This window comes from Pseudomonas sp. CIP-10 (genome assembly GCF_020911845.1).
Lineage (GTDB): Bacteria > Pseudomonadota > Gammaproteobacteria > Pseudomonadales > Pseudomonadaceae > Aquipseudomonas > Aquipseudomonas alloputida.
Genome location: NZ_CP087160.1, coordinates 365,932 through 378,129, shown reverse-complemented (window position 1 = coordinate 378,129; position 12,198 = coordinate 365,932). Strand labels below are relative to the sequence as shown.

Below are 12,198 nucleotides of genomic sequence, written 5' to 3'. Positions count from 1 at the left end.
GCAGCACTCTCTTAGCGATAAAAGGGACAACAGCCATGATGCATGCGGATTTGATTGATCAGGACGACCTCGCCGGCCACCTGCGCGCGCGCGGTTTTGATATTCCTGCCGGGGCCAGTGCCGAACAGGCGTGTGAAGCGGTGGTTCGTGGGCTGACCGAGCCCAATGCGCGGGCGCTGAAGGGGATGGTGGAGCAAATGTACACCGGTAGTGCGACGATCCTGCCGGCAGTGCGCCAAGCCATCGACAAGCAGCTGTTGCCGGCGCTGGCGCAGTTCAACAAACGCGCGTAATTCATTTACCCAGGACCGGCCCCTTCGCGGAACAAGCCCGCCCCCACAGATCACCGCTGGCTCAAGCTCAGCGGGTGACCTGTGGGAGCGGGCTTGCCCCGCGAAAAAGTCGACTCGGTATCAGAGCCTTACACTGGCAAATGTCGACTCGTTGCGTGCCTGGCTCAGGGCCGCCATCGGCCCGCTGTGCGGCGACAAGGTCATGGCCTGAGGAATCGGCATCATGGCCACCTGCTGCGCGGTGTTGGAGCCCACGCGCTCGTCACGCGGCGGAATGCCAAAGTACTCGCGATAGCACTTGGAGAAGTGCGGGGTCGACACGAAGCCGCACACCGATGCCACTTCGATGATCGACATCGGCGTCTGCTTCAGCAACTGCCGCGCACGGATCAGGCGCAACTTCAGGTAGTAGCGCGAAGGTGAGCAGTGCAGGTACTTCTGGAACAGGCGCTCCAGCTGACGCCGCGAAACCGCCACATAGACCGCCAGTTCGTCCAGGTCGATCGGTTCCTCCAGATTGGCCTCCATCAACGCGACGATTTCCTGCAACTTCGGCTGGTTGGTGCCAAGCATATGTTTGAGCGGCACACGCTGGTGGTCCTGCTCGTTGCGAATACGCTCGTAGACGAACATCTCGGAGATCGCCGCCGACAACTCGCGGCCGTGATCACGGCTGATCAGGTGCAGCATCATGTCCAGCGGCGCGGTGCCACCGGAGCTGGTGAAGCGGTTGCGGTCAAGGGTGAACAGGCGGGTGCTCATGTTCACCCGCGGGAAGGCTTCCTGCATCGCGGCCAGGCATTCCCAGTGCACGCTGCAATCGAAGCCGTCGAGCAGGCCAGCGCAGGCCAGTGCCCAACTGCCGGTGCACACGGCACCCAACCTGCGCGACTGACGGGCCTGGGCTTGCAGCCAGGTGACGTGTTCACGGGTGACGGAACGCTGGATGCCAACACCACCACAGACAATCACGGTGTCGATAGGCGGAGCATTGCTGATGGCGGCATCCGGTGTGATTTGCAGACCATCGCTTGCCCACACCTGGCCGCCATCGATGGTCAGCGTGTGCCAACGATACAGCTCACGGCCAGACAGCTGGTTGGCCATGCGCAGCGGCTCGACCGCCGATGCCAGGGAAATCAGGGTGAAATTGTCCAATAGAAGAAACCCGATGGACTGGGGTGCTGTGCGGTTCTGGGTTGGATTCCCGGAGGTGTACGACGTCATCGCGATTTCTCCTCACACAAATGCAGGGTGTGCCTCAGGCGGGCACTTACTTCTTGTTATGACCCCTCGGTCATTTTCCGAGGGTAGGCTTGCCAATCTCAACGCAAACGCCGTGCCTAAACTTGAACGGCCATCCAAAAAAACCTGAAAACGACGCCTTTATGGGGCAATTCAAGTGCTTGCATCGTGTTGGCCAGTCGTCCAGAACAGGCGACCTAGCGCGTTGCCTGTAACGGTTGAGCAGTTTAGTGACACGCGCCGCGTGGGTTTCCCAGAAGCGACACCTTTAAGTGTCACCGACAACCCTCACACTGATCGCGACATCCGACGATCGGTAGCGTGGCGCCGCACCATAAAGAGGCATTGGCGGTTGTGTTGCACCTGCATCAGCCTCAAGGGCCTCTTCGCGGGCAAGCCCGCTCCTACAGGGATTGCACAGTTCCTGTAGGAGCGGGCTTGCCCGCGAAGAGGCCCAGAAGGTCAGTTCAGGAAATCAGCACTCGATAGCGCTGACCGCCAGGCCGCCGCGCGAGGTCTCTTTGTACTTGTCGTGCATATCGGCCCCGGTATCGCGCATGGTGCGGATTACCTGGTCGAGGGAAATGAAGTGCTCACCATCGCCGCGCAACGCCATCTGCACCGCGTTGATGGCCTTCACCGCAGCAATCGCGTTGCGCTCGATGCAGGGCACTTGCACCAACCCGCCAACCGGGTCGCAGGTCAGGCCAAGGTTGTGTTCCAGGGCAATTTCAGCGGCGTTCTCAACCTGTGGCGGGGTGGCGCCGAGCACTTCGGCAAGCCCCGCTGCGGCCATCGCGCAGGCCGAGCCGACTTCCCCCTGGCAACCCACTTCGGCACCGGAGATCGAAGCGTTCTTCTTGCACAGGATGCCCACAGCGGCGGCAGCCAGGAAGTAATCGACAACGCTGGACTCATCCACCGCATCGCTGAATCGCATGTAGTAATGCAGCACCGCCGGGATGATGCCTGCCGCGCCGTTGGTAGGCGCGGTCACCATGCGCCCGCCGGCGGCGTTTTCTTCATTGACCGCCAAGGCGAACAGGTTGACCCATTCCATGGCACTCATGGTCGAGCCGATCACGTTGGGCTTGCCGATTTCCTGCAGGCTGCGGTGCAGCTTGGCGGCACGGCGGCGCACGTTCAGCCCGCCGGGTAGCGTGCCCTCGTACTTGAGGCCGTTGTTGACGCATTCCTGCATGGCTTCCCAGAGCTTGTGCAGGCCAGCGCGGATGTCTTCCTCGCTGCGCCAGACCTTCTCGTTGGCCATCATCAATTGCGACACGCTGAGGTCGTTTTGCTTGCACAGGCGCAGCAGTTCGGCGGCGCTGTTGAAGTCGTACGGCAACACTGTCTGGTCAGCATCCAGCACACCGCTGGCGGCTTGGGCTGCATCGACCACAAAGCCGCCGCCCACCGAGTAATAGGTGTCGCGGTGCAACTCACCCTGCTCGCCTTCGGCAATCAGGGTCATGGCGTTGGGGTGATACGGCAAGTTCTCGTCCAGCAGCAGCATGTCGCGGGCCCAGACGAACTCGACAGGCAAGCGGCTATCCAGCTGCAGGGTGTTGGTTTCGCGCAGGTCAGCGATACGCGGCACGATCTGGGTCGGGTCAATGGCGTCCGGCCACTCGCCCATCAGGCCCATGATGGTGGCGTTGTCGGTGCCATGACCAATACCGGTGGCCGACAGCGAGCCATACAGGCGCACTTCGATCCGTTTTACACGCTCCAGCTCACCGCGTTCGCGCAGGCCCTGAACGAACAGGGCGCCAGCACGCATGGGGCCGACGGTGTGGGAGCTGGAGGGCCCGACACCGATCTTGAACAGGTCGAACACGCTGATGGCCATTGTCGAATCACCTCTTGCTGGGCTTGTCTCTGCGCGCCATGCGCAGGGCGGGGTAGCTGCTAGGCTCAAACAGCGGGCCGCCTTGAATGCCAGCATCATCGGGCTTTTACCGCCCACCTCGCCGTCTGCAACCGACGTACTTTTGTCCAGCAGCGCCGCGCTGTTCTCAACCAGAAACTGCGCCCACCGCGCCGTTTTCCAGCGGCCTGGTGACGCAAAAATGCGCGCGAGGGGGTGGAAAAATCCATAAGCGACATCGCCCATACTGGATACGACCCGTTCCGTACTGGATACGACCCAACCAGTAGGCGATTGCCCGGAGCTGGAGGATTATCGAAAGCGACTCGTAAAGCACGGCCACGCATCCTGCCCTCTGCAGGCCTGGTCGACCGGACCCTCAGAAAGCCCGGCGACCCACGCGAACCCGAAGACAATATCTCAGGAGTCCATCCATGAAAGGTTCACCCTCGCTGTTACTGGTTGCGTTGCTGTCCGCGCCATTGCTGGCCCAAGCAGCCGAACCCGAGCAATGTCAGACTGTACGCTTCTCCGATGTCGGCTGGACCGACATCACAGTCACGACCGCGACCACCAGCGTTGTGCTCGAAGCACTGGGTTACAAGACCCACACCACCATGATCTCGGTACCGGTGACCTACAAGTCGCTGGCCACCGGCAAGGACCTGGACGTGTTTCTCGGCAACTGGATGCCGACCATGGAGAACGACATCAAGCAGTACCGCGACGCCGGCACGGTAGAAACCGTGCGCGCCAACCTGGAGAACGCCAAGTACACCCTGGCAGTCCCCCAGGCGCTGTACGACAAGGGCCTGAAGGATTTCAGCGACATACCCAAGTTCAAGAAGGAACTGGACGGCAAGATCTACGGCATCGAACCGGGTAACGACGGTAACCGCACCATCCAGAGCATGATCGACAAGAACGCCTTTGGCTTGAAGGACGCCGGTTTCAAGATCGTGCAGTCCAGCGAGGCGGGCATGCTGTCGCAAGTTGACCGCGCGCAGAAACGCGGCGAGGCATTGGTGTTCCTGGGCTGGGAGCCACACCCGATGAACACCCGCTTCAAGATGCAGTACCTGACCGGCGGGGACGACTTCTTCGGCCCCGACTTCGGCAAGGCGACCGTGCTGACAAACACCCGCAAAGGATACACGCAGGAATGCAGCAACGTTGGCCAACTGCTTAAGAACCTGTCGTTCGAGCTCAAGGATGAAAGCACCATGATGGGCTATGTCCTGGACGACAAGATGAAACCCGAGGCCGCCGCCAAGAAATGGATCAAGGACAACCCACGCAAGCTGGATGCCTGGCTGGCCGGCGTTACCACCGTTGATGGCAAGCCTGGCCTGGAGGCGGTCAAGGCCAAGCTTACGCAATAACGAACTACGCAGTAGCGCTACCTCGGGGCAGGACCGTGCCTGCCCCGGGTTGATTTCAATCTATGCAGGTGGAAGCTCGCTATCATGCTTATCGATCAGAAAATACCTCTGGGCCAGTACATCGCGTCGTTCGTCGAATGGCTGACCCAGAACGGCGCGAATTACTTCGACGCCATCGCGCAAGGCCTGGAGTTCATGATCCATGGCGTCACCAGCGCCCTGACTTTCTTCAACCCGTTCGTGCTTATCGCCCTGTTCGCCGCCCTGGCGCACTTCATCCAGCGCAAGTGGGCCCTGACCGCATTTGTCGCCCTGTCGTTCCTGCTGATCCTCAACCTGGGATACTGGCAGGAAACCATGGAAACCCTGGCGCAGGTCACCTTCGCCACGGTGGTATGTGTGGTGATCGGCGTGCCACTGGGCATCCTCGCCGCGCACAAGCCGATGTTCTATACCGCCATGCGCCCGGTGCTCGACCTGATGCAGACGGTGCCCACATTCGTCTACCTGATCCCTACCCTGACCCTGTTCGGCCTGGGCGTGGTGCCGGGGCTGATTTCCACCGTGGTGTTCGCCATCGCCGCGCCCATTCGCCTGACCTACCTGGGCATCTGCGACGTGCCACAAGAGTTGATGGACGCCGGCAAGGCCTTTGGCTGCTCGCGTCGTCAACTGCTTACCCGTATCGAACTGCCGCACGCGATGCCAAGCATCGCCGCCGGTGTCACTCAATGCATCATGCTGTCGCTGTCGATGGTGGTCATTGCCGCCCTGGTTGGCGCTGACGGCCTGGGCAAACCTGTGGTCAACGCACTGAACACCGCCGATATCTCCCTGGGCTTCGAAGCGGGCCTGGCGATCGTGCTGCTGGCAATCATGCTCGACCGTATCTGCAAGCAACCGGAACTGCCGGTAAGGGGTGAGGCATGAGCATCATTCGTTTCGAAGACGTCGACGTCATCTTCTCCAACAAGCCGCGCGAGGCACTGGCGCTGCTGGACCAAGGCCAGACCCGCGAGCAGATCCTCAAGCAGACCGGCCTGGTGGTGGGTGTCGAAAAGGCCAACCTCGATATCAACAAAGGCGAGATCTGCGTACTGATGGGCTTGTCTGGCTCGGGCAAGTCGAGCCTGCTGCGCTGCATCAACGGCCTCAACACCGTCAGCCGTGGCAAGTTGTTCGTCGAGCACGAAGGCAAGCACATCGACATTGCCAACTGCTCCGCGGCCGAGCTGAAGATGATGCGCACCAAGCGCATTGCCATGGTGTTCCAGAAGTTTGCCCTGATGCCTTGGCTGACGGTGCGCGAGAACATCAGCTTTGGCCTGGAAATGCAGGGTCGCCCGGAAAAGGAACGGCGCAAGCTGGTCGACGAGAAGCTTGAGCTGGTGGGCCTGACCCAGTGGCGCAACAAGAAGCCGGATGAGCTGTCTGGCGGCATGCAGCAGCGCGTGGGCCTGGCCCGGGCGCTGGCGATGGATGCCGACATCTTGCTGATGGACGAACCGTTCTCGGCACTGGATCCACTGATCCGCCAGGGCCTGCAAGATGAGCTGCTTGGCCTGCAGGCCAAGTTGAGCAAAACCATCGTGTTCGTCAGCCACGACCTGGACGAGGCGCTGAAACTGGGTACCCGCATTGCGATCATGAAAGACGGTCGGATCATCCAGTACAGCAAGCCGGAGGAGATCGTGCTGAACCCGGCCGACGAATACGTGCGCACTTTCGTCGCCCATACCAACCCGCTGAACGTGCTGTGCGGGCGCAGCCTGATGCGCAGCCTGGACAATTGCAAACGGGTCAATGGCTCGGTGTGCCTGGACCCAGGTATCGATTCGTGGCTGGACCTTGGCGAAGGCGGCGCGCTCAAGCGTGCACGCCAGGGCCAGAACGGGCTGGACATGCAGAGATGGGCACCGGGGCAAGATGTGGAGCTGCTGGAGCGCAGGCCGACCGTGGTGCACGCTGACATCGGCATGCGTGAGGCACTGCAGATTCGTTATCAAACCGGCAACAAGCTGGTGCTGCAGGATAACGACAGGGTGGTGGGGATACTCGGGGATACCGAGCTTTACCACGCACTGCTCGGCAAGAACCACGGGTGAGGCCTTTGGGGCCGCTTCGCGGCCCTTTCGCGACGCAAGGCCGCTCCCACACGTACTGCATCAGCCTCAGGCTCAGCGCTGTACGGGTGGGAACGGCCTTGTGTCGCGAACGGAGGGCAAAGCCCTCCCGGCCATCTGTCAGCGAACGACGATCCCGCGCGAAGCCATGTAAGCCTTGGCTTCAGGCACTGTGTACTCGCCAAAGTGGAAGATGCTGGCCGCCAGCACCGCGCTGGCATGCCCCTCCAGAATGCCGTCAGCCAAGTGCTGCAGGTTACCCACCCCCCCCGAGGCAATCACCGGAATCCCCAGCGCATCACTGATAGCGCGGGTAACGCCCAGGTCAAAGCCGTTCTTCATGCCGTCCTGGTCCATGCTGGTCAGCAAGATCTCGCCAGCGCCCAGGCCTTCCATCTTCTTCGCCCACTCGACTGCATCCAGCCCGGTCGGTTTGCGCCCGCCGTGAGTGAAAATCTCCCAGCGCGGCGCTTCACCTGGCCCGGACACTTTCTTGGCATCGATGGCGACAACGATGCACTGCGAACCGAAACGGTCCGCCGCCTCGCCAACAAACTCTGGGTTGAACACCGCGGCGGTGTTGATCGAGACCTTGTCGGCACCGGCGTTGAGCAGGTTGCGGATGTCCTGCACGGTCCGCACGCCACCCCCTACCGTCAGCGGGATGAACACCTGGCTGGCCATGCGCTCGACGGTATGCAAAGTGGTGTCGCGGCCATCGACGCTGGCGGTGATGTCGAGAAAGGTGATTTCGTCAGCACCTTGCTCGTCGTAGCGACGGGCAATTTCCACCGGGTCGCCGGCATCACGGATGTTCTCGAACTTGACGCCCTTGACCACCCGGCCGTTGTCCACGTCCAGGCAAGGGATAATGCGCTTGGCCAGTGCCATGGTTCAGTCCTCAGCCTTGGTAGTTATCACAGAAGGCCTGGGCCTCAGCAACATCCAGGGTGCCTTCGTAGATGGCACGGCCGGTGATGGCGCCGATGATGCCCGGGGCCTTGGCGTCCAGCAGCGCCTTGATGTCGCCCAGGTTGTGAATGCCGCCCGAGGCGATCACCGGGATACGGGTGGCTTCAGCCAGTGCCTTGGTGAAGGGCACATTGCAGCCCTGCATCATGCCGTCCTTTGCGATGTCGGTGTAGACGATCGCCGAGACGCCATCGGCCTCGAAACGCTTGGCCAGGTCGATGACCTGCACCGAGCTCACTTCGGCCCAACCGTCGGTGGCGACGAAACCGTCCTTGGCGTCCAGGCCGACGATGACCTTGCCCGGGAAGGCTTTGCACGCTTCAGCGACGAACTCGGGCTGCTTGACGGCCTTGGTGCCAATGATCACGTAGCTGACGCCAGCCTTGACGTAGTGTTCGATGGTTTCCAGCGAACGGATACCGCCGCCGATCTGGATCGGCAGGTTCGGGTAGCGCTTGGCGATGGCGGTAACCACTTCACCATTGACCGGCTGGCCTTCGAAGGCGCCGTTGAGGTCGACCAGGTGCAGGCGGCGGCAGCCACCCTCGACCCACTTGGCGGCCATGCTCACCGGGTCGTCGGAAAATACCGTAGAGTCTTCCATGCGGCCCTGGCGCAGGCGCACGCAAGCACCGTCCTTCAGATCGATAGCGGGGATAATCAGCATCTTGGGAACCTGTCTATTTGTTGGGTTTCAGGGCTTCTCGAGTGCCCACAGGTCGCTTTCGATGCTCTCGAACCGCTCCTTGAGGTGCAGCTGAACATCGGCAATCGCCCTGTTGTAGTAATGGGGTGCAATCTCTTTGCTGAACAGCTCGAGGACCTCGGCCACCTCGAACGACCCCAACTGCAGCTCGAAGCGGTCTTCGAGAAAACGCTTCAAGGTATCGAGCGCTTCGCGCTCCTGCTCGGGGGCCAGGGTGATGGTCGGGGCCTTGGTCTTCGACCTGCTCATTTACCAGCGCCCGTCCCAGGCGATGAAGTTCTGCAGCAGCTGCAGGCCATGGGTATGGCTCTTCTCCGGGTGGAACTGCACGGCAAAACGCGAACCGTCGGCCAGCGCTGCGGCGAAGTCGACGCCATAGTGACCGCGTCCCACCACCTGGCCCGGCTTGCCGGCATTGATGTAGTAGCTGTGCACGAAGTAGAAACGTGCGCGGTCAGGGATGTCGTGCCACAGCGGGTGGTCGACGGTCTGGCTGACTTCGTTCCAGCCCATGTGCGGCACCTTCAGGTGCTCGCCCTCTTCTTGCAGGTCTTTGCCGAAAAAGCGCACCTGGCCAGGGAACAGGCCAATGCAGTCGACGCCGTTGTTTTCCTCACTGTGCTCGAGCAGCGCCTGCATTCCGACGCAGATGCCGAGGAACGGGCGGTCCTGGCTGACTTCGCGCACCAGGCTGTCGAAGCCCAGGCGGCGGATTTCGGCCATGCAGTCGCGAATCGCGCCCACGCCCGGGAACACCACACGGTCGGCCTCGCGGATCACTGAGGCATCGCTGGTCACCAGCACTTTACCGGCACCTACGTGCTCAAGCGCCTTGGCCACCGAGTGCAGGTTACCCATGCCATAGTCGATTACGGCTACCGTTTGCATTTACAGGCACCCTTTGGTGGAAGGCATCTGCCCGGCCATACGCTCGTCGAGGGTGATGGCCATGCGCAGGGCACGGCCGAAAGCCTTGAATACGGTTTCGATCTGGTGGTGGGTGTTGTGGCCACGCAGGTTGTCGATGTGCAGGGTTACCAGGGCGTGGTTGACGAAGCCCTGGAAAAACTCCTGGAACAGGTCGACATCGAAGCCGCCAACGCTTGCACGGGTATACGGCACGTGCATCTGCAGGCCTGGGCGGCCAGAGAAGTCGATGACCACGCGTGACAGCGCTTCGTCCAGCGGCACGTAGGCGTGGCCGTAGCGGAAGATACCTTTCTTGTCACCGATAGCTTGGGCGAATGCCATGCCCAGGGTGATGCCGACGTCTTCGACGGTATGGTGATCGTCGATATGCGTGTCACCCTTGCACTCGATATCCAGATCGATCAGCCCATGGCGGGCAATCTGGTCCAGCATGTGTTCAAGGAAAGGCACACCGATATCGAATCGGGCCTTGCCACTGCCATCGAGGTTGATCGAGCACTTGACCTGGGTTTCCAGGGTATTGCGCTCGACGGAAGCCTTACGTTCGACCATCACCAGCTCCGCAAAATCATTGGGCGAAAAGGGTTTCATTATAGGCCCAGAACGCGCCAGCTTGAAACGCGGATGACATATGGCAAAGCCAGGTTTTACGCGGGCTGGATGCTGCTACAGGTCTATACAACTGCGTAATGGGGGCTGCTTTGCAGCCCATCGCGACACAAGGCCGCTCCCACAGGGACCGCGCAACCCTGAAGCGTACGCGGTCCCTGTGGGAGCGGCCTTGCGTCGCGAAAGGGGCGCAAAGCGCACCCATGCAGTTACATCAATGGAACAGGACAGCAGTCTTCTGCAGTGTCACCCAAACACCCCAGGCCAACGGCACAACCACCACCGCCCAGGCCAGCAGCACCAGTGGCAGGCTGCCTGGCGCCGCCTTCCACTCCAGCGACCGCGCCCCATCGGCGCCCTTGTCATGGCTCAACGCGCGCTCGGCCGCCAGTTCGGCATCACTCATGAAATGTTTGTCGGCCACCGGGCGCACCAGCATGTTGCAGATAAAGCCCAGCACCAGCAGACCCGCGAGAATGTACAAGGTCATGTCATAAGCCGCCGCCCGCTCCACGCCCGCTGCCAGTTGATACTCGCGCAGGTAGGTGATCAGCACCGGCCCCAGCACCCCCGCTGCCGCCCAGGCGGTCAGCAGGCGGCCATGGATGGCACCCACCATCTGCGTGCCGAACAGGTCGGCCAGGTAGGCCGGCACCGTTGCAAAACCACCGCCATACATCGACAGGATGATGCAGAACGCTGCCACGAAAAGCGCCACGTTGCCCAGGTGCCCCATGTTCGGCACCAGGCTGTACAAGCCCACGCCCAAGGCGAAGAAGGCAAAGTAGGTGTTCTTGCGGCCGATGTAGTCGGAGAACGATGCCCAGAAGAACCGGCCGCCAATGTTGAACAGGCTCAGCAGGCCGGTAAAGCCGGCGGCGATCGCGGCAATCTGCGCCAACTGCGCAGTGCTCAGCTGGCTGAAGGTCAGTTCGTTGCCCAGTAATTTACCGGCGAACACTTCCTGCAGCAGCGGTGACGCCATGCCCAAAATGCCGATGCCCGCCGACACGTTCAGGCACAGCACCAGCCAGATCAGCGCGAACTGCGGGGTCTTCCAGGCCACACTGACGTGCACGTGGCGGTCGGTGACCATGGCGTTACTGGCATTCTTCAACGGCGCAGCCCAGCCTTCAGGCTTCCAGCCGGTCGGTGGTACGCGATACGCCAGGGCGCCAGCGGTCATGAACACAAAGTAGATCGCCGCCATGGCGACAAAGCTCTGCCATACGCCAACTTCGTGCTCATTGCCAAAATGCCCCATAAGCGCGGTGGCCAGCGGCGCCCCGACCATGGCCCCGCCGCCGAAGCCCATGATCGCCATACCGGTGGCCATGCCGCGTTTGTCCGGGAACCACTTGATCAAGGTCGACACGGGTGAGATGTAGCCCAGGCCCAGGCCGATACCGCCAATCACGCCGGAGCCAAGCCACATCAGCCACAATTGATGGGTTTTCACACCTATCGCCGAAAGCAGCATGCCACCGCACCAGCACAAGGCCGACACCAGGCCAGCCTTGCGCGGGCCGGCGTGCTCCAGCCAGCCGCCCAGCACTGCCGCCGAGCAACCGAGGAAGACGAAGAACAGGGTGTAGATCCAGCTCAGCATCGAGATTGGCCAGTCGCATTCGGCGCTGAACATCCGGGCCATGAAGCCCATGTCTGCCGCACAGGCGACGGGGGCGGTGATCCCCAGGGCTTGCGACAAGGGCAGCCAGAATACCGAGAAGCCGTAGGCCATACCGATGCACAGGTGAATGGCCAAGGCAGCTGGCGGGACCAGCCAGCGGTTGAAGCCCGGGCGGGCGATTATGCGTTCCTTCGACAGGAAGCCTGGCTCACTGGCCGAGCTTCCCGTCGCGACGGTACTGGTCATGAATCTGATCCTTGTTATAGGGAGGGTGCTCGCGAAGCGGCGCAAGGGTAGCAGCATCAAGCAGCATGAAAGCAATCTGCCATCGTCCATTTTTGCCTAACTGAATCGGTCATGTCCCCGGCAAAAGCTCAGTATTAAGCTGTCGAAAGCCGTACCCTCTGATGCAGGCGTAGGAATTTTCTACATCTCTAG

General features: G+C 61.4%; 12 protein-coding genes. 4 read left to right on the top strand and 8 right to left on the bottom strand.

Annotated features, from left to right (window positions below):
* The first annotated feature begins 35 nt into the window (after positions 1 to 35).
* Complete coding sequence (locus tag LMH93_RS01680) at positions 36 to 293, top strand: hypothetical protein (RefSeq protein WP_003255717.1); 258 nt, start codon at positions 36 to 38, stop codon at positions 291 to 293.
* Positions 294 to 413: 120 nt separating this feature from the next.
* Here LMH93_RS01680 and LMH93_RS01675 read toward each other — a convergent pair whose 3' ends face one another.
* Both LMH93_RS01675 and LMH93_RS01670 read right to left on the bottom strand, forming a co-directional pair.
* Positions 414 to 1,520, bottom strand: a complete 1,107-nt coding sequence (locus LMH93_RS01675) for a GlxA family transcriptional regulator (RefSeq protein ID WP_003255719.1) — start codon at positions 1,518 to 1,520, stop codon at positions 414 to 416.
* Between the two features lie 493 nt (positions 1,521 to 2,013).
* Positions 2,014 to 3,390, bottom strand: coding sequence for an L-serine ammonia-lyase (locus LMH93_RS01670; protein WP_003255722.1), 1,377 nt, complete (start codon positions 3,388 to 3,390; stop codon positions 2,014 to 2,016).
* Between the two features lie 452 nt (positions 3,391 to 3,842).
* Here LMH93_RS01670 and LMH93_RS01665 point away from each other — a divergent pair, with 452 nt between their 5' ends.
* The 3 genes from LMH93_RS01665 to choV all read left to right on the top strand — a co-directional run bounded on the left by LMH93_RS01665 (position 3,843) and on the right by choV (position 6,895).
* Positions 3,843 to 4,790 (top strand): choline ABC transporter substrate-binding protein, encoded by a 948-nt coding sequence (locus LMH93_RS01665; protein ID WP_230064792.1) that lies wholly within the window; start codon positions 3,843 to 3,845, stop codon positions 4,788 to 4,790.
* Between the two features lie 81 nt (positions 4,791 to 4,871).
* Entirely contained in the window at positions 4,872 to 5,720 is an 849-nt protein-coding gene (choW, locus tag LMH93_RS01660) for a choline ABC transporter permease subunit (RefSeq protein ID WP_172830946.1), read from the top strand.
* Positions 5,717 to 6,895, top strand: a complete 1,179-nt coding sequence (choV, locus tag LMH93_RS01655; RefSeq protein WP_003255727.1) for a choline ABC transporter ATP-binding protein — start codon at positions 5,717 to 5,719, stop codon at positions 6,893 to 6,895. Before choW ends, choV begins: the two co-directional genes overlap by 4 nt.
* A gap of 138 nt (positions 6,896 to 7,033) precedes the next feature.
* Here the strand turns inward: choV and hisF are convergent, their stop codons facing one another.
* The 6 genes from hisF to LMH93_RS01625 all read right to left on the bottom strand — a co-directional run bounded on the left by hisF (position 7,034) and on the right by LMH93_RS01625 (position 12,006).
* On the bottom strand, positions 7,034 to 7,804 hold the full coding sequence (hisF, locus tag LMH93_RS01650) for an imidazole glycerol phosphate synthase subunit HisF (protein ID WP_003255729.1): 771 nt from the start codon (positions 7,802 to 7,804) through the stop codon (positions 7,034 to 7,036).
* Positions 7,805 to 7,814: 10 nt separating this feature from the next.
* Complete coding sequence (gene hisA / locus LMH93_RS01645) at positions 7,815 to 8,552, bottom strand: 1-(5-phosphoribosyl)-5-[(5-phosphoribosylamino)methylideneamino]imidazole-4-carboxamide isomerase (RefSeq protein WP_003255731.1); 738 nt, start codon at positions 8,550 to 8,552, stop codon at positions 7,815 to 7,817.
* A 27-nt stretch (positions 8,553 to 8,579) separates the two neighbouring features.
* The gene (locus LMH93_RS01640) at positions 8,580 to 8,840 is read right to left on the bottom strand and encodes a DUF2164 domain-containing protein (protein ID WP_003255734.1); all 261 of its coding nucleotides are present in this window, start codon (positions 8,838 to 8,840) and stop codon (positions 8,580 to 8,582) included.
* Positions 8,841 to 9,479, bottom strand: a complete 639-nt coding sequence (hisH, locus tag LMH93_RS01635) for an imidazole glycerol phosphate synthase subunit HisH (protein ID WP_230064791.1) — start codon at positions 9,477 to 9,479, stop codon at positions 8,841 to 8,843.
* On the bottom strand, positions 9,480 to 10,073 hold the full coding sequence (hisB, locus tag LMH93_RS01630) for an imidazoleglycerol-phosphate dehydratase HisB (protein WP_003255736.1): 594 nt from the start codon (positions 10,071 to 10,073) through the stop codon (positions 9,480 to 9,482).
* A 271-nt stretch (positions 10,074 to 10,344) separates the two neighbouring features.
* Positions 10,345 to 12,006 (bottom strand): OFA family MFS transporter, encoded by a 1,662-nt coding sequence (locus tag LMH93_RS01625; protein ID WP_014860392.1) that lies wholly within the window; start codon positions 12,004 to 12,006, stop codon positions 10,345 to 10,347.
* Positions 12,007 to 12,198 lie beyond the last annotated feature (192 nt).